The 23,527-nt window shown below is 38.9% G+C and carries 20 protein-coding genes; 14 read left to right on the top strand and 6 right to left on the bottom strand.

Annotated elements, in window-relative coordinates:
- Positions 1 to 21 precede the first annotated feature (21 nt).
- From F903_RS09985 to F903_RS09970, 4 genes are read right to left on the bottom strand one after another with little or no spacing between them, the layout of a single operon-like run.
- The gene (locus F903_RS09985) at positions 22 to 1,050 is read right to left on the bottom strand and encodes an alpha/beta hydrolase (protein WP_004670867.1); all 1,029 of its coding nucleotides are present in this window, start codon (positions 1,048 to 1,050) and stop codon (positions 22 to 24) included.
- A complete protein-coding gene (locus tag F903_RS09980; protein WP_004670865.1) occupies positions 1,050 to 2,177 on the bottom strand; it encodes a YdcF family protein in 1,128 nt (375 codons plus the stop codon). The genes F903_RS09985 and F903_RS09980 overlap by 1 nt, the downstream gene beginning before the upstream one ends.
- 8 nt (positions 2,178 to 2,185) lie before the next feature.
- Positions 2,186 to 3,232, bottom strand: coding sequence for a UDP-N-acetylmuramate dehydrogenase (gene murB / locus F903_RS09975; RefSeq protein ID WP_265596656.1), 1,047 nt, complete (start codon positions 3,230 to 3,232; stop codon positions 2,186 to 2,188).
- 4 nt (positions 3,233 to 3,236) lie between these two features.
- The gene (locus F903_RS09970; RefSeq protein ID WP_005196736.1) at positions 3,237 to 3,749 is read right to left on the bottom strand and encodes a low molecular weight protein-tyrosine-phosphatase; all 513 of its coding nucleotides are present in this window, start codon (positions 3,747 to 3,749) and stop codon (positions 3,237 to 3,239) included.
- 200 nt (positions 3,750 to 3,949) lie between these two features.
- Here F903_RS09970 and F903_RS09965 point away from each other — a divergent pair, with 200 nt between their 5' ends.
- The gene (locus F903_RS09965) at positions 3,950 to 5,110 is read left to right on the top strand and encodes an iron-containing alcohol dehydrogenase (RefSeq protein WP_005196735.1); all 1,161 of its coding nucleotides are present in this window, start codon (positions 3,950 to 3,952) and stop codon (positions 5,108 to 5,110) included.
- A complete protein-coding gene (locus F903_RS09960) occupies positions 5,107 to 5,547 on the top strand; it encodes an acyl-CoA thioesterase (protein WP_005196734.1) in 441 nt (146 codons plus the stop codon). Before F903_RS09965 ends, F903_RS09960 begins: the two co-directional genes overlap by 4 nt.
- A gap of 221 nt (positions 5,548 to 5,768) precedes the next feature.
- Here the strand turns inward: F903_RS09960 and dnaX are convergent, their stop codons facing one another.
- A complete protein-coding gene (gene dnaX, locus F903_RS09955; protein WP_005196733.1) occupies positions 5,769 to 7,760 on the bottom strand; it encodes a DNA polymerase III subunit gamma/tau in 1,992 nt (663 codons plus the stop codon).
- 194 nt (positions 7,761 to 7,954) lie between these two features.
- Between dnaX and F903_RS09950 the strand changes: the two genes are divergently transcribed.
- The 10 genes from F903_RS09950 to F903_RS09905 all read left to right on the top strand — a co-directional run bounded on the left by F903_RS09950 (position 7,955) and on the right by F903_RS09905 (position 18,545).
- Entirely contained in the window at positions 7,955 to 9,118 is a 1,164-nt protein-coding gene (locus F903_RS09950) for a ribosomal protein uL16 3-hydroxylase (RefSeq protein ID WP_005196732.1), read from the top strand.
- 229 nt (positions 9,119 to 9,347) lie between these two features.
- Positions 9,348 to 10,400, top strand: a complete 1,053-nt coding sequence (locus F903_RS09945; RefSeq protein WP_005196731.1) for a linear amide C-N hydrolase — start codon at positions 9,348 to 9,350, stop codon at positions 10,398 to 10,400.
- Positions 10,401 to 10,438: 38 nt separating this feature from the next.
- Positions 10,439 to 10,954 carry a hypothetical protein gene (locus tag F903_RS09940; RefSeq protein WP_005196728.1) on the top strand — a complete coding sequence of 172 codons (516 nt, stop codon included), beginning with the start codon at positions 10,439 to 10,441 and terminating at the stop codon, positions 10,952 to 10,954.
- A gap of 390 nt (positions 10,955 to 11,344) precedes the next feature.
- Positions 11,345 to 11,911: a TetR/AcrR family transcriptional regulator gene (locus F903_RS09935; protein WP_004670845.1), complete on the top strand. Its 567-nt coding sequence runs from the start codon at positions 11,345 to 11,347 to the stop codon at positions 11,909 to 11,911.
- A gap of 537 nt (positions 11,912 to 12,448) precedes the next feature.
- The gene (locus F903_RS09930) at positions 12,449 to 12,769 is read left to right on the top strand and encodes an ArsR/SmtB family transcription factor (RefSeq protein WP_004670843.1); all 321 of its coding nucleotides are present in this window, start codon (positions 12,449 to 12,451) and stop codon (positions 12,767 to 12,769) included.
- A 73-nt stretch (positions 12,770 to 12,842) separates the two neighbouring features.
- Positions 12,843 to 14,555 (top strand): SulP family inorganic anion transporter, encoded by a 1,713-nt coding sequence (locus F903_RS09925; RefSeq protein ID WP_034595149.1) that lies wholly within the window; start codon positions 12,843 to 12,845, stop codon positions 14,553 to 14,555.
- Positions 14,556 to 14,740: 185 nt separating this feature from the next.
- A complete protein-coding gene (gene sstT, locus F903_RS09920) occupies positions 14,741 to 15,943 on the top strand; it encodes a serine/threonine transporter SstT (protein ID WP_004670840.1) in 1,203 nt (400 codons plus the stop codon).
- A 6-nt stretch (positions 15,944 to 15,949) separates the two neighbouring features.
- Complete coding sequence (locus F903_RS09915) at positions 15,950 to 16,630, top strand: YoaK family protein (protein WP_005196721.1); 681 nt, start codon at positions 15,950 to 15,952, stop codon at positions 16,628 to 16,630.
- Between the two features lie 3 nt (positions 16,631 to 16,633).
- Positions 16,634 to 17,173, top strand: coding sequence for a DUF2058 domain-containing protein (locus tag F903_RS09910; RefSeq protein WP_005196718.1), 540 nt, complete (start codon positions 16,634 to 16,636; stop codon positions 17,171 to 17,173).
- Between the two features lie 115 nt (positions 17,174 to 17,288).
- Positions 17,289 to 18,545 carry a mechanosensitive ion channel family protein gene (locus tag F903_RS09905; protein ID WP_005196715.1) on the top strand — a complete coding sequence of 419 codons (1,257 nt, stop codon included), beginning with the start codon at positions 17,289 to 17,291 and terminating at the stop codon, positions 18,543 to 18,545.
- A 626-nt stretch (positions 18,546 to 19,171) separates the two neighbouring features.
- Here the strand turns inward: F903_RS09905 and F903_RS09895 are convergent.
- Entirely contained in the window at positions 19,172 to 21,028 is a 1,857-nt protein-coding gene (locus tag F903_RS09895) for a non-contractile tail sheath protein (protein ID WP_005196704.1), read from the bottom strand.
- A gap of 178 nt (positions 21,029 to 21,206) precedes the next feature.
- Between F903_RS09895 and F903_RS09890 the strand changes: the two genes are divergently transcribed.
- Positions 21,207 to 23,054, top strand: coding sequence for an ABC transporter ATP-binding protein (locus tag F903_RS09890; RefSeq protein ID WP_005196703.1), 1,848 nt, complete (start codon positions 21,207 to 21,209; stop codon positions 23,052 to 23,054).
- Positions 23,054 to 23,494: a MaoC family dehydratase gene (locus F903_RS09885; protein WP_004670825.1), complete on the top strand. Its 441-nt coding sequence runs from the start codon at positions 23,054 to 23,056 to the stop codon at positions 23,492 to 23,494. The genes F903_RS09890 and F903_RS09885 overlap by 1 nt, the downstream gene beginning before the upstream one ends.
- Positions 23,495 to 23,527: the final 33 nt, after the last annotated feature.

Below are 23,527 nucleotides of genomic sequence, written 5' to 3'. Positions count from 1 at the left end.
GAAACTAAATAGCAATCACCACTAGTAATAGTGGTGATTTGGTTTGGCATGTAAGAATGCTGGAATGAGTCCTGTCAACGCCGCACGAATATCGGCACGCTCATTAATCAATTGATGTGAGCCTTCTTCTAACATCAATAAAGTCTGCAATCTAAATTTACGCCGAATATATTCAATGTTATAACGCCAATCCACGGTTTGATCGAGCGCTCCTTGTGCTAACCAAACAGGGATACGACAAGCGGGTCGCTGTTCCATTTCCAACATCCATTTCGACATCGCGAGTATCCAATCCATCCCCATCATACGAGGCTGTAAAGGATCTTTAAGTCGAATAAAACGGAGGAACTCAGGGTTATGATTATTACGGCGGAAATGTCGTGGCACTTGGCTTTTGATCCTGCGAATAATGCCTAGGCCGACAGAATTATGCCACCACGCTGTTTTCGCAGGTCGAATCAATGGTGACAACAACAACACTCGATCAACGATCGGATCTTCCCGACGCTCAGCGTACGCCAGCAAATGATGCATCCAAATAGCACCACCGGTACTTTGCCCTATTCCTAACCATGGTTTTGGTAATTGTTTCGCGTCACGAACCGCATCATAAACAGCATGTAATACCTGTTGGTAATGGTCAAAGTTTTGAATACTTGCCGCTGAACCATCACTCAAACCATGTCCCGGTAAATCGTAAGTAACAACACTAAAGCCTTGATCCAATATCTCTTTAATGATCGGCTGATAAATCCCACTATGCTCTAAGTACCCATGCAACAAGCAAACAGTACCTTGTATCTTGGATTGTTTCGGTTGAAAGACTTGTACATGAACACGGAACAATGGCATTTCGACATAACCTTGCCACTGATCACACTCCAGCGAGTCCAATCCATACAACTTCTGGTAAGCAAGTAATGCTTTAGGTGCTTCAAAAGGTTGATTCAGATCTAAAGCTTCAAGGATTTGAGGCGTGGTTTCACGATTTGGAATAGGTAAATCAAGTTGTTTTAAAATTGTCGGATTTAAAAATGGAATATTGGACATTATGGTATCTCCCGACAATCACTTGAACCAAATAGCACATCACGAATCGTGGCAAGCATTTCATAATTTGCACGGCGACTATGATCATAGTTTTTTTCACTTGGACGCCAGCGCGTTAAAGTTGTTGGCATCGGCGCAACGACAGGAACAGTCTCTATACCATTCAAAGCGAATAACCGTCGGGTACGAGGCATATGATACTCATCAGTAATCAAGATGACTTTGGGTGCGCCACCTTTCTTTTGCAGTAAAAGCGAACTGAAGCGAGAGTTTTCACAGGTATTCATACTTCTATTTTCAAGTAGTTTCGCTTCAAGACCTCGCTCTTCTAGCCAAGCTTGCATATATGGCGCTTCTACTCCACTAAGCACAATAGGCAAATCGTACTGCTTTTCAACTTGCAATGTTCGCTCTAAGCGCAAGCGTGTGTAATTATTTACCACAATGTCTTTGCCATTTGCACCAAGCGTCAACCCACCACCCAATACCACAATCGCATAAGGTTCAGTGCTGTTTTTAGCTTCAACAATGCCGTCTTTATTCTTTTCAAGTTCAAGTAAATCTTCTTTGCTCGGCCCTTCTTGCTCCTCAACGATCGGCAACTCAATCGGATATGTTTCTAAAAAAACGACATACTTTTCCATTAACACCAAATTATCAGGTGTATTGAATTGTAAAAAATCAATAGGTGTACTCGCAGCAGCGACACGCTCTTGCGCTTGTTCTATTTGCTCATTGCTTAACGGAATAATTGGCTTTTTTTCCTGTTCGCTTTCTTTTTCTTGTTCATCAACAATAAGTTGTTGTAGCAATTTATATCGCGCCTGAATGAGCTTTAAGTCTTCAGAACTTTCTGGTTGAAAACGCTTTTCGATTAATTTGAGATATGCTTGTCGAGCGATCCATAAGTTGGAACCCGGTTCCAAGTTTTCATGTTCACTCAAAGCAGCGGATTTTTGACTTTGAGCTGCTACTTCATTGACATCCACTGAAACAAAGTGATTTAACCCCTTCACCATCAGTTGAGAGTAAAATGGCGAATATAAAAAAAGTACAAAACAGCCCAATAGCACGAATAGTATTGTTATTACGCGTACTAAACTGACCATCCAATGTACTTTAGCCATAGATCTCCTCATGCATTATGGGCTTGGATTAAACCTTGTTCACTATATAACACAGGCTCAGGTTCCAATTGAATACTAAACTTTTGTTTTACATCACTTTGTACAGCATGGTAAGTATTTTTAACATCGGCTAAAGTCGCCTCAGCATAATTCACCAGTACCAATGCCTGCTTATGGAACATACCAACTGAACCCAATTGCTTGCCTTTCCAACCACTTTGATCAATCAACCAACCTGCTGCCACTTTAACATTGCTATTTGCTTGTGGATAATGAGGAATGTTTGGAAATTGTTGAGCAATTTTGTCAAATTCAGTTTGTGAAAGAATGGGATTTTTAAAAAAACTTCCTACGTTTGGAAATGCTTTCGGATCGGGCAGTTTACTTTGACGAATATGAATCACCTGATTTTGCAGATTTTCCGCCGTCAACTGATCTGCCACCGCTTGTTTGAGATCACCGTAATTTAGCTTTAAATCAGCATGCTTCAATAATTTAAAAGTAACACTGACAATAATGTAGCGATTGGGTTGATCTTTGAAAATACTATGCCGATAAGCAAAATGACAATCTTGGGCTAAAATTGAATCGAACTGCTTTAATTCACGATCATAGACTTGTACAGATTCAATAAATTCACCGACCTCAACACCATAAGCACCAATATTTTGTACAGGTGAAGCGCCCACTAAACCCGGAATTAAAGCCAAATTTTGTAAACCAAACCAGTTCTGCTGCGTGCTATATAAAACAAAATCATGCCACACTTGACCAGCGCCAACCTTCACAGTCACTGTATTTTTATCTTCAGCAAGCAGATCAATGCCTTGAATATTGAGGTGCACCACCAACGCTTGAAGTTGTTTCGGCAGCAATAAATTACTTCCACCAGACAAAACCAAAACGTTTAAACCTTGTTGTTCAGCGAACGCTAACGCCTCTATAACATCATACGGCTGATGAATTTGAACATAGTGTGAAGCGATCGCATTCAGGTTTAAGGTATTTAAATGTTTAAGCTGAACTTGCTGTTGTACATTCATGTCGAATGAAATCCTATTACCCTGCTTTGATTTGCTGTTTAAAAATATTCACCCATGCTTGACTACTCGACTCACATTGATCAAGCACTCGATCAAAGCCATCCGCCCCACCATAATACGGGTCAGGAACGGCTTGTTGAGTAAATAACGGATCGTGTTCACTCATCAATGCTATTTTTGCACGGATTTGATCAGCCCCAAATTGGCGAACGGCTTTAGCCAAGAGTGATTGAATATCTTCAAAGTTTTCATGATCCATTGCTAAAATAAGATCAAACTCAATGAAATCTTCTAATCGCAATTGTCTTGCTCTTTGCGTAGAGAGATCATAGCCGCGCAGCTTGGCGTGATGCTGACTCCGTGTATCTGGTGCTTTGTTCGGATGGTAGTTACTTGTGCCAGCTGAATCGACCAATACGTCTAAAGCATGCACATCACAATAATGTCTGAGAATCGCTTCTGCTGTGGGTGAGCGACAAATATTTCCTAAACAGACACATAACACCTTATAGGGCATTTTGGATGGCATAATCACCTCAACGCTACACTTTTTGACAGCGTCTTATGTTAATTTATTTGAGCAATGAAACCTATAGTCACTTGATATAAAAATGTTGTATTTATTAGGGTTTATTAACATTTCATCTATGATTATGAGAGAGAATATTTTAGCTTAGCGCGTAATTGATTTATAAAATGCAAATAAAGTTCAAGTATAAGGATGTATCTATGAATCCATTTCAATTTCAAACCGTTCCGAACATTATTGCGGGACTAGGTTCGATACAAGAACTTAAACAGGTTTTAGCACAACACCATTATCACAAAGCGCTTTTAGTGACAGATGCGGGCATGATCCAACATCAACTGCATCAGCCGATTATACAAATATTCAATCAAATCTCCCTCGACCATATTATTTACTCCGATATTCAAGCTGATCCACCAGAACATATCGTATTAGAAGCAGTTGATTTTGCGAAAAAAGAAAAGATTGATGTGATTATCGGTTTTGGTGGCGGCAGTTCAATGGATGTCGCTAAAATCATTGCTTTACTCGCACATCCAGAGCAACAGCAGCACCTCAGTGAAATCTATGGTGTAAATCAAGCCAAAGCCCCTCGTTTGCCACTTATTTTAGTTCCAACGACTGCTGGAACAGGCTCTGAAGTGACACCGATTTCAATCGTCACGACAGGTGCGACAACCAAAATGGGGGTTGTTTCCCCGATACTTTATGCTGATGTTGCTATTTTAGATGCAACATTTACAGCAGGTCTGCCTGCACATATCACGGCTGCAACAGGTATCGATGCGATGGTACATGCCATTGAAGCCTATACCTCAAATATCAAAAAAAACTTTTATGCCGATATATTGGCGAAGAATGCACTTCAATTACTCAATCAAAATTTAGCCAAAGTGCTCAAAAATGGCGCTGATTTAGATGCTCGTCAAAATATGCTGATCGGCTCAATGTTGGCAGGTCAAGCTTTTGCGAATGCACCTGTCGGCGCTGTGCATGCTCTTGCTTATCCTCTGGGTGGACATTTCCATCTTTCACATGGACATACCAATGCTTTGGTGCTTATTGAAGTATTGAAGTTCAATGTGCCAAAAGCTAAACATTATTACGCCGAGCTCATGCAGCTGCTCGACCCACGCAGTACAGGCTGTACGGATGGATTATGTGATCTTTTCATTGATCACATGCAAAATCATTTAGATCAAAGTGGTCTAACGCTTAAATTAAAAGACTTGGATATTGCAGAAGCAAAATTGCCACAACTGGCGAAGGATGCCATGCTTCAAACGCGATTATTGCAAAATAATCCACGAGCAATGACCGAACAAGATGCTTTACAGATTTATCAGGCGATTTATGCATGAGTAAACCGATTTTAAAAAACCGTGACCAATTCAAATTCTTTTTGGATATACAAACTCGCTGGGCAGACAACGATATTTATGGCCATGTGAATAATGTGACCTACTATAGTTATTTTGATACCGCAGCAAATTCATTGTTGATTCAAAAAACAGGCTTCGATATTCACAATAGTGAAATTATTGGATTGGTGGTTGATTCAGCATGTAGTTTTTTACAGGAACTCTCGTTTCCAGAAATCATTGAAGTGGGTGTAGCAATTGGAAAAATTGGCAATTCATCGTTACGTTATGAACTGGCGATTTTTAAGCAAGGTCAACCACAAGCCGCCGCACAGGGACATTTTGTTCATGTCTTTGTAGATCGTGCGAATCGAAAGAGTACGGCAATTCCTGAAAATATGCGCGATGTGCTTATTGAATATTTACTAACAGACTAAGGTTTTTTAACATTTCACCTTACCAACTATAGCTCTCATTGTAACATGGGACATTTCTGACAAATGTCCCTGTCCTATCCACAGTATAGAACCATATAACGCAAGGTCTTTACGAAGTTTCAAACGCTTCACAGAACAAAGCATTAAAGTAATGCTTTTGATTACGCCACTCGAGCCTTGCTCTCGTCTTGCGCTCGGACAAAGCGTTGCTTTGTCCTCACTCAGGACTTCAATTGGATATTATGTAGTTCTGCATCAAAAGTCTCAATCAAGCTTTTGATGGTTGGTTCATGCTGCAATAATTCCACTGCTCGATTAAAGGCTTTTTCTTTACGCTTGTTTTGTATCGCCAAAGGTGTATTAGAGTGCACTTCACCATACTGCACATCGAACTGGGTATTTGGCCATTGCGAGTTGAGTGCATCCTCTAAACCATGTTGTAACTGCGATAGCATTCCCTCGTATTCTTGAGGGATATGAAAAGTTGATACACCATTTATCTCCCCTTGCATGACCCCATGTTGGGCTAACTCTTGAACGGCTGGAGAAAGCTGACTGGTTCTAAACCAATACTCCCATTTCTCTAGATTCCATTCACCCTCTAACACCTGTTCATGAAGTTTTAGAATGTCTTGTGGCATCAAATCCGTTGCTTCAACAGCAGCTTGTTGAATATCAGTCGAAATCTCGACAGGCTGTGCCGTCATTTGCTCGACCGCAACAACGTCTTCAAATAACTCAGACTCGACCTGTAAACGATTCTGTTCAATCTCTTGATGTACAGTTTGATCTGTCTGCGCTTTTGGCTCTACAGGAAAAATAAGCACATCATCAAATGCTGCAATATCAGACTGGTGATTTTGTTGATCGGAGACACTGTCTATTCCGATAAGCTGTCCATCTGCTGCATCGAAAACCATGACCTCAAGATCTTCCTGCACGATTGATTCAGGTTCAGGTTCAGGTTGAACGCTAACGACTTCTTGCTGAACAACAAGTTGCTCTTCGACTACAGCTCCTTGTTGCAACTGCTGAGTATCTGATGAGATTTTTTCAGCCGAAACCACAGTTTTTGGGGATTGCTCAACATGATGTGGGTTTGTTTCAACAACAGTGATCTCACCCACAGATAAAGGTCTAAATGCGAGCAAGCGTAATACGCACATTTCAAAGCCTTGCTCTTGTGTTACTGCAAGTTGTAGATCAGCACGCCCCTTGCATGCAATTTGATAATAAAGTTGTAAATCTTGAGCTGAAAGCAATTTTGAGAGTTGCAGAATTTTCTGATTAATTTCTTCACTATATTTCAATGCAAGATCAGGTAAATACTGTAACAATGCCAATTCATGCAATGTTGAAACTAACTGATCTAGGACCAAAGATACGTCTAATGCTTGCTGTCTAAATTGCAAAAGCAACTGACTGACTCGGGCTTGTTGGTTTTGATGAATCGCCAAAATCAAATCATAAATAATCGTACGGTCAATCAAACCAAGCATGTCTTTAACATCTTGGTGGTGAACAGCACCTTGACCATAGGCAATCGCTTGATCCGTTAAGGAAAGCGCATCACGCACTGAGCCTTGTGCAGATTCAGCAATTTGCCAAATAGCATTTTGATCAGCATCAATATGTTCTTTATTCAAAATCTCAGTGAGATGCGTAGTAATTTCATCGACAGCCAATGGGCGCAAGGTGAACTGCAAACAACGAGAAATTACAGTAATCGGTAATTTCTGAGGATCAGTGGTCGCAAATAAAAACTTCACATGTTCAGGTGGTTCTTCCAATGTCTTTAACAACGCATTAAATGAATGCGTTGAAAGCATATGAACCTCATCGATCAGATAAACCTTAAACCGTCCTTGAGTGGGAGCATAAGGAACATTATCAAGAAGTTCACGTGTGTCCTCAACCTTGGTGCGTGATGCAGCATCGATTTCGATTAAATCAATAAAACGACCTTCATTGACAGCTTTACACGTTGCACAAACTTCGCATGGCGTAGAGGTTACCCCAGTCTCACAATTTAAACACTTGGCTAAAATACGGGCAATCGTCGTCTTCCCGACCCCACGCGTCCCTGTAAACAAGTAAGCATGGTGCAAACGCCCACGTTCTAACGCGCTCGTTAAAGCACGAGAAACATGGTTTTGCCCCACTAACTCATTGAAATTACGTGGACGGTATTTTCTTGCCAGTACTTGATACATGTATGCTCCCTTTTTGCATCTTAAGCATACTGTTTTTTTGAAAGGACTGTAAACGAATCTGCTTCTAATTGATCAAGATTAAATACATTCCTGCATTATTTATTTCCATACCGATTACAACGCCGCAACACTTGCGCCAATATTCAACTCCATAGACAATACGCAACAAATTTATATATTTTGGCTTGCTCCCTATGTCTCAACAATCTTTAACGGTTTTAGGCGGTATCACCGCAGAACAGTTTTTAACTGAATATTGGCAAAAAAAACCTTTGCTGGTGCGTAACGCAATGCCTGAAATTGTCGGTCTATTAGAACCAGACGATGTAAAAGAACTTGCTTTGGAAGAAGATGTCACTGCTCGCCTGATTCGTCAAAAGAATAAAAATCCAAATGAATGGCATGTAAAGTCTTCTCCGCTCACCAAAGGTGATTTTCAAAAATTACCGAATCTATGGACATTATTGGTTCAAGCGGTTGATCATTATTCATTTGATATTGCTGAACTTTGGAAAAAATTTCCTTTTATTCCCCAATGGCGTCGGGATGACATCATGGTGTCTTATGCACCACAAGGTGGTTCAGTCGGCAAGCATTTTGATTTTTATGATGTGTTCTTGGTGCAAGGTCATGGTCATCGCCGCTGGCAACTCGGTCAAATGTGTAATGAATCTACAGCATTTGTTCCTGACCAACCTTTAAAATTATTAGCTGAAATGGATATTCATTTTGATGAAGTGCTTGCTCCAGGTGATTTACTTTATGTACCGCCAGGTCTTTCACATTACGGTGTCGCAGAAGATGATTGTTTAACCTTCTCTTTCGGTTTCCGTATGCCAAACCTCTCAGAGATGATTGATCAAGTCAGCGATAAATTTGCAGAAAACGAGATACTCAAAAAACCATTGCTTGATATTAAACGCCAACAGGCTGCTCAAGTGGGTGAAATTAACGATACTGAATTTTCATACTTAAAAACTCAACTACTTGACTATCTCACTCAAGCACCAGAGTTCGACGCTGCGATCATGTCTTATATGAGTGAATCGAACTATCCAAACAATATTCCAGAACCAGAGGAAATTGAAGCCAATGATTTGACAGAAATCATTGGTACAGGATTCCAGTTGATCCTTGAACCCGCATCGAGACTGCTTTATAGACAACAAGGTGACTCTCTAGACTTTTGGGCAAATGGCGAAAACGTCTGTGTTTCCAAGACCTTTGAAAATTACTTAAAGCAAGTCGCAGATGGTGAAAGCTTAATATTTGATGAACAGTTCAATCAAACTGAAATACTCGAAGATGTAGCTCAACTGCTAAATAATGCGATTGTGATGTTATTACCGCCAAACTAATCCTTTTATTGATACTTCCAAGATAATTAACTTCAATATGTGAAATTATATTAAATTAACCTTTTCACTACAGTCGGTTAATTATACTTGGAAATATCAAAGTGATTATTTTTATAACAATTACATTTTAATGATTGAATACCAATAAAAAATTTATAAACTACTTATTAATAATTTAAAAATATATCTTTCTTTTAAATAAATTTTTGACAAAAAACGGAGCCAAAACATGTTTAAAAAAACATTATTTTGTTCATTTATCGCTTCTTCATTATTTTTACAAACTGTTCAGGCCTGTACCAGAGCTGTGTATTTGGGCAATGACAATCATGTCATCACCGCTCGCTCCATGGACTGGAAAGTCGATGTCGGTAGCAATCTATGGATCATGCCCAGTGGCGCAGATCGAGATAGTAATGCAGGTCCAAAATCACTAAAATGGAAATCAAAATATGGCAGCGTAATCGCCTCTGGTTATGATGTTTCCACCACAGATGGAATGAACGAAGTTGGTCTTGTCGCGAATGTGCTCTGGTTAGTCGAGTCTCAATATCCAGACTCAAAAAAATCAAATAAACCGCACTTGAGTATTTCAGCATGGGCACAGTACGTACTCGATAATTATGCGACTGTTGCTGAAGCCGTTACAGCATTGGAAAAAGAACCTTTTATCATCATTACCGATAATGTACCCGGTGAACAACGCCTAACAACGCTCCACTTATCGCTTTCTGATAAAACAGGAGATAGTGCAATCATTGAATACATCAATGGCAAACAAGTCATTCACCACAATAAAAAATATCAAGTGATGACGAATTCTCCAACCTTTGATCAGCAACTTGCTCTCAATACTTATTGGCAACAAATTGGTGGAACAGTGATGCTACCCGGCACCAATAGAGCCGCAGATCGCTTTGCGCGCGCCTCTTTTTACATCAATGCCATTCCTAAAAACAATAACCCGAAAGAAGCGATCGCCTCGGTATTTAGTGTTATTCGCAATGCATCCGTACCATTTGGTTTAAATACAGCCGAAGAACCGAATATCTCCTCAACCCGCTGGAGAACAGTTGCAGATCACAAGCAACAACTTTATTTCTTTGAATCAGCTGTTTCCCCGAATGTTTTTTGGATTGATTTAAAGAAAATCAATTTTAAAGATGGTGTTACACGTAAACTTGATCTTGGAAAAGACCAGCAAAATACCTTTGCCGGTGATGCGACCAATCAATTCAAAATAGCGAAACCATTTGAATTTCTTGGTTCAGCATCACATTAATAACCGCCTAGACGTGGAATAAACAAGAGACCTTAAATATGAAAAAAGTACTGTGCTTACTTAGTATTGCTGTAATGACAAGTGGTTGTACAAGTTTGCAAAATTCGCAAACAACCACTACGACTATTGATCATCTTGCTACTGCAGGCTCATTAAATTGTAAGAGCAATCAAATTTGCCCGAATGTGGTCGTTGAATGGGATAAACAACAAAAAGATCGACTAAAAGTTGATGTTGCGTTGACAAGTACTTATCAATATTACGATATAACAGCTATGACTTTCTTGGTGGATGGGAAGTCATTTAACTACAGTCCTACTGATAAAACTCAACAGAAATATATAAGTAAGCTTATTCCTAAGCACTCAGCCAATACCTTTGTTCTCCCAAGCTCGTTTCTTTATGAATTGAGAAGCGCGAAAAACGTTGAGCTATCCATTGAAACCGATAAAGGAATAATTCAACGCTCAGTATATACCCCAACGCAATCATCCACACTTTCCAAAAACTTCGCTCGACTCATTGCAAGTCTGCCGAAACAGCAACCCCAATAAGCTCAGATAAAGATGATGGATCAGTTATTATCTATTGATAACTGACCATTTCATCAATCAACCCCTGGTTATGAAAATGATTATCATTTTTAATTAAATATTGTTTCTTCGCAATAATACCAATCAATAGAATCATTCGAAGCGTACTCATTTCAGCGCAATTTTCTATCTATTAATAACCAAACTTTTTATAACCAAGTTTTATTCGCATTATTAAATCCGTACTGCTCGTTTTAACTGATCACATGAATGACTCATTTAAAAATCAATTAAATAAATAGTGTTATTTACCCCTATGATAATTTTTGAATAGCATGTAAAATATCCGCCAAAATTGCATAATGAAATGCAAAAAAATGCTCTTGATGGGGAGCGAACCCGAGGCGTTATATGTCAAAAAAAGAAGATATTATTAGCACAGCATTAAGACTATTTAACTCGCATAGCTACAACTCGGTTGGGGTCGATCGAATTATCAGCGAGTCAAACGTTGCAAAAATGACTTTCTATAAATATTTTCCATCTAAGGAAAAGCTGATTCAAGAATGTCTCATCCAGCGCAACCAAAATCTCCAAGCTTCGCTAAACATCGCTTTAAGTAAAGGCGATCCAGCCGACCATATGGGGCAGCTCAAAACGATTTTTGAATGGTATGCTGCATGGTTCAATACCGAAGATTTTAACGGATGCATGTTTCAAAAAGCGCTTGAAGAAGTGATCAAGATCTACCCTTCAACCTTAGAACCTGCAACTCAATATAAAATTTGGTTAACTGCCTTAATTCAAGGTTTACTTGAAAATATAGGAATTCAAACACCAATCCACCTTGCAACGCTCATTGTCAGTATTTTAGACGGTATGACGATTCAAGCGCATGTGAATAAAAACTCTGTTGAAATGAACGAGTATTGGAAGCGTGTTGAACACTTGATTAACTTTGAACAAACACTTGCATAAATAATTTTATCCCTTTACCAGTAAAGGGATAACTATATAAAGCAATGAAATAATTGAATAAAAAAATAAAGCGTGATTTATAATTTTTTTTCTGGCTCACGCTTGCGTCTAAATTTAGTTAATAATAACTATTATTACCCTCTGGCGGTCGTGTTTTCACAGTTCCGATCCTTTTTATGCAGACAGATTCTTCTGTCCTAAATCCAATTGTATACACTTTTACCTGAAGTACAATCTATTTTTAAATTTTTTTAATATTCATTAGTTATATTAATCACTTAATTTTATTGTGTAGTAAACTTTAAAAATCATACCTCATAGACATGATTTTTTGGTTCTATTTTAGCTCAAACCCACCAAATGTTAATCAGTCGACATTTATTAAAAAAAAAGCTAAATCATTAACATAATTGCTTATGCTTATAACTTTTTCTTATATACCTTGTCATTAAAAACCATTGTGATTATTCAGTTTTACAACAATTCTTTCTATTACCCATCTTATACTTGGGTCGGTTTTCTGGTGACGAGTGAAATATGCAAAAAAATCTTGAAATTGAAGCGATGAGAGCATCTGCGGGTAATGTTGTTAATGTACTCAAATCTCTAGCAAATACTGATCGGTTGATTATTTTGTGTCATTTAACTCAAAAAGAACTTAACGTCACACAAATTGCTGAACTCACAAACATTGTTCAACCCACCCTTTCACAACAATTGATGATGCTACGCAAAAGCAATGTTGTTTCTACACGTCGTGATGGCAAACAAATTTTTTATTCAATTCTTGATCCAAAGCTAAATATCATCTTGAATACCTTGTATGAGCATTATTGCCCAAAACCAGAACAATCATAGGGAAAACAAGCACTCGTTTCTTTAGCATTTTTTCTGCATAATATATACGAATTTATGCTTTAAAATGTTAGACATGAAAAAGTTAAATCAAGGCCTCTCTGTACTGTTTCCTGCAAGAAAATGGTTACGCAACTATCAGCTCCCCAGTTTTAGGTCTGATTTAACTGCCGCTTTAATTGTTTTGGCGATGCTTGTTCCTCAAGGTATGGCTTATGCCATGTTGGCGGGCTTGCCACCAGTCATGGGAATATACGCCAGTATATTGCCGATGATCATCTATGCATTTACGGGCAGTAGCTCCACACTGTCGATTGGTCCTGTTGCCATTATTTCCATGATGGTTTTCGCAGCATTAAACCCACTCTTTACAGTTGGTTCAGCAGCCTATATAGAAGCTGCTTGTCTTTTGGCGGTCTTAGTGGGTGTGATATCACTCATTTTAGGTCTATTTCGTTTTGGTTTTTTAATTCAATTGATTAGCCATCCCGTTATTCAAAGCTTCATCATTGCATCTGCATTATTGATCGCACTCGGGCAATTCAAGTTTTTACTCGATATCCCCTTGCAAGCAAATAATATCCCTGAGTTCTTTGTCAGTCTATCTCAACACTTCGATAAGATAAGTCTTACAAATCTCGGTTTTGGAATTACAGCGATTGGCATACTCATTTTATTGCCCAAGTTTATTCAATCTCATTTTATAAATAAAATTATTCCTCTACTGCTTCTACTCTTATCAATCGTGTTTATTTCTGCCTTAGGGGGAGATCATTATGGTATTCAAACTGTTGGAGCGATTCCCTCTGCTTTACCTAGTTTTCATTTTCCAACATGGAACTTGACTTTGGTTCAACAGCTACTCCCTAGTGCTTTTATGATTGCAATGATTAGTTTTATTGAGTCCTTGGCAATAGCGCAAGCAACTGCTTTGCAAAAGCGTGATGATTTAAACAGCAATCAAGAGTTAATCGCTTTAGGTTTGGCAAATATTGCAGCAGGTATAAATTCAGGCTTTGCTGTTTCAGGCAGTTTATCTCGAACAGTTGTGAATGCGGATGCAGGTGCAAAAACGCCGATCTCTGGTGTGCTTTCTTCATTATTAATGATCATCGTCAGTTTATATTTTACCGGTTTGTTTGCAAATTTACCTTTAGCCGTTCTAGCTGCGACCATTTTTGTTTCCATCTGGAAACTTGTCACACTGACTCCTTTTATTGATACATGGCGATATTCAAAAGCGGATGGTCTTGCGATGTGGGCAACGTTCTTGGGTGTGACCTGTATTGATATTTCGACTGGGCTTATTATTGGTATTGTTTTAACTTTTGTCTTATTACTCTGGCGAATCAGCCGTCCACATATTGCAGTGATTGGTTTAATCGAAGGCACTCAGCACTTTAGAAATGTGTCACGATATGATGTCATAACAACACCAAACGTTGTGGCATTTCGTGTTGATGAAAATCTTAGTTTTTTAAATGCACATATTTTGAAAGGTCATGTGATTACTGAGCTTAGCCAAAATCCACAGATACAACATGTCGTGATCAATTGCTCAAGTATTAGTAATATTGACCTCAGTGCGCTAGAAATGTTGAAAGATCTAAATCAAGAATTATCACAATTACAGATCCAGCTGCACCTCTCAGAAGTAAAAGGGCCAGTAATCGATAAGCTGTCTAAATCCGAGCTGGTAAAGGAGTTGAGTGGTCGAATATTTCTATCACACTACCAAGCAATACAAGCGCTTTCCACTCAACCTCAAGCCGATACAAAAACTTTATAGCTGTTTTTTCGCTCAAAAGGATATCGTATATTTATATAAAATACTTTTAAAAAACATTACGTTATTTTTTACAGTATTTTTAAAGTAATGCGGTAGTAAAAAAAATTTTAATATTCACAGCGCTTAGGTATAGAATACGGCGCTTGTTTAACCTTAAATCGTGCATAGGTTTATAAGGCCTTCATATGTTTAATGTATTGTCTCGCTTAAGTTTAGTTAGCAAAATTATTATCGCTATTTTTTTAGGGATTGGCGTGGCATTGCTATTCCCTACTTTCACACCTTATCTAAGTTTATTAGGTGAGTTATTTATTAAGGCCTTGAAATCTGTTGCACCAATTTTAGTTTTTGTACTCGTACTTTCTTCAATTGCAAACTTTCAAGTGGGTCAAAATTCTAATTTAAGACCTGTCATGACCTTGTATGTACTCGGCATGCTGTTCGCTGCATTTAGTGCTGTCATTGCAAGCATCATGTTCCCTAGTCAGCTTTTTTTGAACATCGCGGCCCAGTCTGAATTACAAGCACCTGGTAATCTTGCTGAGATCTTAAAGAACTTACTGCTTAGCTTTATTGCCAACCCTGTACAGGCAATCAGTGATGCTAATTTTATTGGTATCTTGGCTTGGGCAATTGGTTTAGGTTTAGCACTACGCCACAGTTCTGAATCAACAAAACAAGTATTAACCGATGTTTCCAATGCTGTGAATAAAATCATTCATATCGTGATTAGTTTTGCGCCAGTCGGTATTTTTGGCTTAGTTGCAGTGACCTTTGCTGAAGCTGGTTTTGCAACGTTGACAAGCTATGCACATTTATTGATGGTATTGATCGGCACAATGATTTTTGTTGCGCTGGTGATCAATCCAATTCTTGTTGCGATTACAATGCGCGCCAATCCCTATCCGCTCGTGTTTATCTGTTTGAAAGAAAGTGGGATTACTGCCTTCTTTACTCGTAGTTCAGCTGCAAATATTCCTGTGAACTTAGACCTTGCACGACGTTTAGGTGTCAATGAAGCAACTGCAGGTGTTTCCATTCCACTTGGTGCTACAATTAACATGGCGGGTGCTGCCGTTACCGTGACGGTATTAACACTCGCTGCTGTAAATACGCTCGGTATTCAAGTCGATCTCAGCACAATGATTATTTTGTCTGTTGTTGCAGCAATATCTGCTTGTGGTGCATCTGGCGTAGCAGGTGGTTCATTATTGCTTATCCCCGTTGCTTGTAGCTTGTTTGGTATATCAACAGAAGTTGCTATGCAGGTTGTCGCAATTGGTATGATCATTAGTGTATTGCAAGATTCAACCGAGACAGCACTCAACTCATCAACAGATGTTTTATTCACTGCTGCTGTAGATTTCAGAGACCGTCTAGACTCATAGGTTTATATGCCACTTCAACGTTTACCAAATTGGATTCAACTGGGTGCTTTTTTATTGGCATTGAATGCAGGGATGGTGAACGTTTTGGGTTTATTCACTCTCCTGCACCAATCCGTTTCTCATATGACGGGTAATGTCAGCTTATTGGCCATGAATGTACTCGATTGGCAACCAGATCATCTGATTTACCTTGGCTTAGTGGTAATATGCTTTGTAATTGGCTCGTTTTATAGTGGTCTAATTCTTGGAAATGGCAATCTCGCACTAGGGCGGCATTATGGGTTTCCACTCAGCTTAGTCGCCGTTTTTCTGTTTTTAACGTGGTTGCTCATCCCCTATTTTCCTCGCTATGGCTTACTCTGGGCCTGCGTAGCCATGGGCGTACAAAATGCAATGGTCAGCCACTATAAAGGCGCGATTATTCGTACCACCCATTTATCTGGTGTATTAACCGATATTGGCTTAGCGCTCGGCTACAAAGCACGAGGGCTAACAGTCGAAAGACGGCGTATTTTGCTACATTTACTCATCTTTACTGGTTTTTTAGCAGGCGGACTCATTGCGAGTGTGCTGTATCCATATTTAAACTTACAAACCTTTCTTATCCCGACGGCTTTAAGCTTAGCGATGAGTATGGCATATTGGATTTATTATTTTCGTTCTTCATCAAACTTAAATTTGGATTGAATCATGGTTAAAAATGCATTGCAGGCTCAGTTATTAAAAGCGGGTTTGGTCGACAATAAAAAAGCGAAAAAATTAACCAAACAAGTGCAACATGAGCAACGTACAGGGCAAAACGATGATGCAACATTTAAAGCTGAGATTGATCGTGCCAAACAAGAAAAAATAGCCAAAGATCAAGCGCTCAATTCAGAGAAACAACGTATCTTGGAAGAAAAAGCCCTTAAAGCTTCAATTATCCAAATGATCAAACAACACAAAGTACAGCAAACTGATGGCGATATTGCTTATCAATTTATTGATGACAATAAAATTAAGAAAATCTACCTTGCTCAACAGGTCTATAACGCACTGGTTTCTGGCTCACTGGTCATTGCAAAAGATCAAGACAGTTATGCTTGTCTTCCTAAAGAATTAGCCGAGAAGATTGATCAAAAAATGCAAGGATTCATCTTAGTTAACAACAATACTGAAAATAATAGCCAGACTACAGATGAAGAAGATCCATACGCAGCCTATGTCATTCCTGATGATTTGATGTGGTAAATCATTTAACTCTGTAAAAACGCCTTACAGATCGTATATAAACTGTGATTAAAAATAACTAAAGCCCTATTACAGCTTACAATTCGCTATTAAAGAATTTTAAGGTGTTTGGGTTTTGGATTATTTAAATTTTATACGCGATATTAAAGCTGAATTAAGCCATTTTCCTTGGCTTGAAATGCTACTTGCCCTGATCGTTCTAATTTTATTCGCAGCACTGGCAAATTTCATTGCGAAAAGAATTATTGTTCGTGGTATACGCCATTTAATCACCAAGTTTAAATCTCCAAATCAAGCGATCTTCTCACAGCATAGTGTAACTCGTCGTTTTGCCAATATCGTCCCTGCAATTGTGATTATGAATGGGATCTCCTCAGTCCCACATCTCCCAGAGAAAGTAATCAGCCTTGTGCAAATGGGTGCTCAGGCCTTTATTTTCCTCACTATCGCACTCTCGATCAGTGAAGCGCTCAACATCTTCAACCTCGTCTATCAGCGTAACCCTAAATCAAGAAATAAACCTATCAAAGGTTATTTGCAACTGGTTAAGTTGGTCTTGTTTGTGGTTTGTGGGCTATTAATTTTAGGTACTTTCCTTAAAAGAGATGTCTTCACTTTACTTGCTGGTTTCGGGGCAATGGCAGCGGTATTAATGCTGGTGTTCCAAAACACAATTCTTTCTTTGGTAGCCAGTGTACAAATTACCTCTTATGATATGGTTCGTATAGGCGACTGGATTGAAATGCCATCCTTAAACGCAGACGGCGATGTCATTGATATGTCATTACATACAGTGACTGTACAGAACTTTGATAAAACCTTCACCACCATTCCAACCAATAAGCTAGTAACGGATACCTTTCGGAATTGGCGTGGAATGAGCAATTCAGGTTGTCGTCGTATGAAGCGCTCACTTTTTCTTGATCAAAGTAGCGTACATTTTATGAGTGATGAAGAACAGCAAAAACTCAAAGATTTTTTGCTTTTAGATCAATATCTTGATGCAAAGAAATCTGAAATTGAGGAGTTCAATAATCATTTAACCAATCATTCTCGATATAACCAGAGACGTTTAACCAACTTGGGAACGTTTCGGGCTTATGTTGAGTTCTACTTACGTCAGCACCACGGGATTGCCCAAAATCAAACAATTTTGGTTCGCCAGTTACAACCAACAAGTGAGGGCTTACCTTTAGAGATTTATGCATTTACCAACACGATTGCATGGGCATCTTATGAGGCAATTCAATCTGATATTTTCGATCATCTAATTGCTATTATTCCTGAGTTTGGTTTAAGAATTTATCAAGCACCATCAGGACATGATTTACAAGCATTTAGACAACAAGCAAGCACTGAAAAGCTCACTTAAATCAATACGCATAAAAACTGCAATGGCTTGAAGTTCTCACCCGACCCAAATGAATGGACAGACACAGAACTCTCAAGCCATTGAGGTTTAGATAAAAATCTAATAGCGACAAGCAAGTATAGTTATACTTAAGCCTATTTTCTCTAGTTATCTATTTTAAAAATGTTCAAATTTTATAAAATCATTTGGTCCACTTAAGTAGATTCAAATTAAATTCCGACGCCAACAAATATGCTGCCATCATCAAGGCTAGTGAAATAGTAATTAAAACGATATCAATAGATGGAGCACCACGAATAAGAAAAAATATACTTGTGATGAACAACAAACAAACACTTAAATTGCCGACTTTTTTTAACATTTAACATCCATATAATCGTGAAGCACATCACAATTATTGCTGTTTTATAAGCATAGTTCTAGTATTATTATCGCTTTATTGTGACCGCTCATCATATCGCTGTACTAAAACTTTGCTTCACCCCCTTCCATCATCTGGTTTTTCAAATAGATAGACGTGTTCAAACTTAAAACAAGTAGCAAAGTGCACACTATTATTTTTTTACTATGCGATTGGTAAATGATGATTAAAAAGCCTTTATATAAAGGCTTTTTAATTGACTCTCTTATAAATAAATTTCCGGAGGATACGGAGTATCATCAGCAATTGGGGAATAAAGCACTTCTCCAACAAAGAAACCGTTTGGCGCTTGCCCGATATCAATGGTAATTGAATCCAACATCACTTGCGGATATGCCCAAATAAACTGCTTCATCAGTCCTAATGGATCATTGTTCTGCATATCGCCAAAAATTCGCTGCCAGATGTGTACTTGATACGCTTTGCTAGCGTCAAATCCATAGAGATGTGCAATAGATGGATCAGGAACAAATCCCGATAAATAAGCAACTTTATCGATTGGATAATGAAGATCTTGAGTCGGTATCTCTGCCACAGTTTGATGTGCCAAATCCAGTTTTGCCTCTAAAAGCCAATCATAGGCTTCAGTCATCATGTAATCAAAATGAGGATAAGCATAATGTTCGCGTGGATAGTTAATGTCCGTCGCAAGAGTTTCTATTGGTGTTCGAATTGTGGGAAAGAAAATTAATGGACAGACTAGAGCACTTGGATATTTTGCTTTTATCACAGCACGGATGTCCTGACATGTCTGACCCAACTTATTTCTTAACCACGTTTTAAACTCATCATACGACGTACCTGTTTTATGCACAGCATCATAAATTGTTCCTAAGTCTGGTGCATATAATCCAGTATCAGCATTAAAGGCAAGTTTAGTCGGGAAATCATAAATACAAGGTAGATCTGTGCCTTGGTTATACCACCACCACGGCTCACCAATTTGCATATTTACCTCACACCCACCTATCGCCATCATATCTGCAAACTCGATAAATGCTTTGTGTAGATAGGCTAGTGCATTTTGATCACATGGACTAAAAAAATAACTCGGGGGTTCATAACCCGTACGACCTAGATTGCTATTCCAATCTCGCTGCGCCCAAAACTCATTTGCACCTAATGAGTACATTTCAAAACTCACACCAAATACTGGCTGCATATCTGCATCATGTAGTGCTTGTGCAAAGTGCTCATGCCATATCCGCGTGCATGGATTTACCACATCTTCAAATGTCATAAGCGTATCTGGAATTTGCCACTTATTCAGATCATTTTTCCAAATTAACTCTGGATATTTGGACATACCACAATAATGATTCATAAAGCCTTGATAGCCCAAAGCTTTCATATTATCAACAAGCCGCTGAGGGTTTAAATCATAGTGGTCATCATAACTGGTACAGATACCATAATGATGCGGTGGCACAGATACTCGATTTAAAGTCAGCTTTGCATTTGGCCCTGTGGTGATAGAGTTGAATATGCGGATATAACCATCTTCAGCTTGAGCCAGTGGAAGTGTTGAATGTCCATTATATGTGGTTGTATAAGCAGAAAAGGAAATCCGCTGAATATTGGTGACCGGGAAATGGTCTGTGGCTGAGAAACCTGCTCTTACTGTGTCCCAATTGATCTGAATATGTGCTGATCGAGCCGTGGGTTGGTTGGCATAATTAAACAAAACAATATAAGCCACCTTATCTTCACCATGATCATGGTAATGGACCGTCAAAGTAGGTGTAAGTGTTTCATGATTAAGGGTTGGCATTGAAGCAGATAATTCAATATCAAAATCCCAAATCACCCCTGAGTAATCGTACTTAGTCTCGTATGCGAGAAATGTATGGTCTTTAGCATCATGAGAATCCCAGACAATACCTGCTAGATCAGTCGTGGTGCGAGATCGAAATAATGCTTCAAAGCCATTCTGATAATTGGTGATCGCAAAAGACATGGTTTGTGGGCCATCAATCCGCCAGTATTTAGGGGGAAAACGATCAATCAATGAAGTTTCAATAATGAGATTAGAATCTTGTTGGTGTTCAAATTGTTTTTTCATGTCATATTTCTCAAGTGTTATATTTCATTAGTTTTTCAGATTAGACAATAATAAATTTCAATCAACTTCAAGCTCGTTAGAATGCGTACAATTTCACTTTTCACATTTATTACATTAATTTTCTGCTATCCTATAATGACGATATGTTTATACTTTTTTAAACTTAGAGGAAGAAACAATGCTGCGATGGTTTGAGAAATTAGTCGACCCATATCCAAGCAAAGACTTAAACAAACCATTACCCACCACTTTCTTTGCTTTTGTCTGGAAAGCGACACAAGGCATTCGCCCTTATTTATTCTTACTGGTCGCTTGTACAGCCGCAGCAGCCTGTTTTGAAGCATTGTTCTTTTCTTATATCGGTAAATTGGTCGATTGGCTGAGCAACAGTCAACCCAATACATTTTTTGCGACCAATCAGCAAAATCTGACCATTCTAATCAGTATATTATTTGCCAATATTTTCTTTGTCAGCATTCAAGCTATTATTAAACATCAAGTTTTATTTAGTAATTTTCCAATGCGTATGCGTTGGCGCTTTCATAATTTATTGTTACAACAAAGCTTAGATTTTTTCCACACTGACTTTGCAGGACGTCTTTCAGCCAAGGTGATGCAAACGGCATTAGCTGTACGCGAGTTTTGGATGATTCTTGGCGATATGCTGGTTTATGTGGTTATTTATTTTATTACCATCAGTATTGTACTTGGTTCGATCTCTCCGATCCTAATCCTTCCCTTAATTATATGGTTAGTGTTGTTTATTGCGATTGCCAGTTATTTTATTCCACGTTTAGGCAAAGTATCTCAAGCGCAAGCAGATGCACGATCTATCATGACAGGCCGTATCACAGATGCCTACACCAATATTCAAACCGTAAAACTATTTGCACATGCAGGCCGTGAAAGCCAGTACGCCAAAGAATCCATGAAAGAATTTATGGAGACTGTTTATAAGCAAATGCGTTTAGGTGTGAAATACCAAATTAGTATTCGCCTGCTGAGTGCTTTTCTTTTTATTGGTGTTATTGGAACTTCTGTTTGGTTATGGACTCAAGGTCAAGCCGCGATCGGTGTAATAGCAGCAACAACTGCCATGGTATTGAAGCTTGATAGCCTAGCTGAATTTATCATGTGGCATATCACCATGCTCTTTGAAAATGTCGGTACCATTCAAGATGGTATGAAGACTTTAGGTAAACCGATTCAAATCCAAGACAAACAAGATGCCACTGAATTAAAAGTTCAACAGGGTGAAATTCGTTTTGAAAATGTGAGTTTTGCTTATAATCAGAAAAATGTGATTGATCACTTTAATTTAACCATCAAACCCGGCGAAAAAATCGGTATTGTGGGGCGTTCTGGCGCTGGTAAATCGACATTAATTCAACTACTACTGCATTTCTACCCGATTAATCAGGGCCGTATTTTGATTGATGGACAAGATATCCAAAACGTGACCCAAGATAGTTTACGTGCCAACATCGCATTAGTGACCCAAGATACCTCGCTCTTGCATCGCACAGTGGCAGAGAATATTAAATATGGTCGTCCAAACGCGAGTGAGGCCGAAATTCAACAAGCGGTGAGAAAAGCTCGTGCTGAAGAGTTTATTCCTCAACTGAGTGACCAAAAAGGTCGTGTCGGATTTGATGCCTATGTCGGTGAGCGTGGTGTAAAACTTTCTGGTGGTCAACGTCAACGTATTGCCATTTCGCGTGTTTTTCTTAAAGATGCCCCTATTCTGGTTTTGGATGAAGCCACCAGTGCACTTGACTCTGAAGTAGAAGCCGCGATCCAATCTAGTTTAAATGACTTAATGGTTGGCAAAACGGTCATTGCAATTGCGCACCGTTTATCTACTATTGCACAAATGGACCGTCTCATCGTCCTTGATCAAGGCAGAATTGCTGAGCAAGGTACACATGAAGAACTGATAGCGAATGATGGTTTGTATGCCCAACTTTGGAAACGCCAAACAGGTGGCTTTTTAGTTGAACAAAGAGTGACTCAGGACACCGAATAATGTTGTATTTAGAAGATTTGAATATTGGTGATCGTTTCATCAGTCGTGAATATGAAATAACTCTTGAGGAAGTTAAACAATTTGCAGGTCAATTTGACCCTCAACCTTTTCATTTAGATGCAGAGGCGGCAGCACAGCACCCTATCTTTCAAGGGTTAGCTGCTAGTGGATGGCATACTTCCGCTGTGGTGATGCGTTTATGGACTGAGTGTTTCCCAATCGCAGGCGGGTTATTGGGTACTGAATCTAGTCTACGCTGGCCCCGTCCCACCCGTGTTGGTGACAAAATCCATGTCGATGTTGAAATTACCGCCATTGTGCCCTCTAAAACTAAACTTGATCGTGGTATCGTTAGCTATGTCACACAAGCTTTGAACCAACACGGCGATGTGCTATTAATATCTACAACCAAAATTATGGTCTTTAGAAAACCAACTTGATTTTTGAGGATTAGGTGACTCTCTTGTCCAACA

It is taken from the genome of Acinetobacter sp. NIPH 298 (assembly GCF_000369505.1).
Classification (GTDB): Bacteria; Pseudomonadota; Gammaproteobacteria; order Pseudomonadales; family Moraxellaceae; genus Acinetobacter.
The sequence above is the reverse complement of the archived record's forward strand: the minus strand, read 5'-3'. Positions and strand labels throughout refer to the sequence as shown.

Coding starts and splice junctions, on each gene's coding strand:
- F903_RS09985 (WP_004670867.1), bottom strand. CDS start 1,050: ATGTCCAATATTCCATTTTTAAATCCGACAATTTTAAAACAACTTGAT.
- F903_RS09980 (WP_004670865.1), bottom strand. CDS start 2,177: ATGGCTAAAGTACATTGGATGGTCAGTTTAGTACGCGTAATAACAATA.
- F903_RS09970 (WP_005196736.1), bottom strand. CDS start 3,749: ATGCCATCCAAAATGCCCTATAAGGTGTTATGTGTCTGTTTAGGAAAT.
- F903_RS09965 (WP_005196735.1), top strand. CDS start 3,950: ATGAATCCATTTCAATTTCAAACCGTTCCGAACATTATTGCGGGACTA.
- F903_RS09960 (WP_005196734.1), top strand. CDS start 5,107: ATGAGTAAACCGATTTTAAAAAACCGTGACCAATTCAAATTCTTTTTG.
- dnaX (WP_005196733.1), bottom strand. CDS start 7,760: ATGTATCAAGTACTGGCAAGAAAATACCGTCCACGTAATTTCAATGAG.
- F903_RS09950 (WP_005196732.1), top strand. CDS start 7,955: ATGTCTCAACAATCTTTAACGGTTTTAGGCGGTATCACCGCAGAACAG.
- F903_RS09945 (WP_005196731.1), top strand. CDS start 9,348: ATGTTTAAAAAAACATTATTTTGTTCATTTATCGCTTCTTCATTATTT.
- F903_RS09940 (WP_005196728.1), top strand. CDS start 10,439: ATGAAAAAAGTACTGTGCTTACTTAGTATTGCTGTAATGACAAGTGGT.
- F903_RS09935 (WP_004670845.1), top strand. CDS start 11,345: ATGTCAAAAAAAGAAGATATTATTAGCACAGCATTAAGACTATTTAAC.
- F903_RS09930 (WP_004670843.1), top strand. CDS start 12,449: ATGCAAAAAAATCTTGAAATTGAAGCGATGAGAGCATCTGCGGGTAAT.
- F903_RS09925 (WP_034595149.1), top strand. CDS start 12,843: ATGAAAAAGTTAAATCAAGGCCTCTCTGTACTGTTTCCTGCAAGAAAA.
- sstT (WP_004670840.1), top strand. CDS start 14,741: ATGTTTAATGTATTGTCTCGCTTAAGTTTAGTTAGCAAAATTATTATC.
- F903_RS09915 (WP_005196721.1), top strand. CDS start 15,950: ATGCCACTTCAACGTTTACCAAATTGGATTCAACTGGGTGCTTTTTTA.
- F903_RS09910 (WP_005196718.1), top strand. CDS start 16,634: ATGGTTAAAAATGCATTGCAGGCTCAGTTATTAAAAGCGGGTTTGGTC.
- F903_RS09895 (WP_005196704.1), bottom strand. CDS start 21,028: ATGAAAAAACAATTTGAACACCAACAAGATTCTAATCTCATTATTGAA.
- F903_RS09890 (WP_005196703.1), top strand. CDS start 21,207: ATGCTGCGATGGTTTGAGAAATTAGTCGACCCATATCCAAGCAAAGAC.
- F903_RS09885 (WP_004670825.1), top strand. CDS start 23,054: ATGTTGTATTTAGAAGATTTGAATATTGGTGATCGTTTCATCAGTCGT.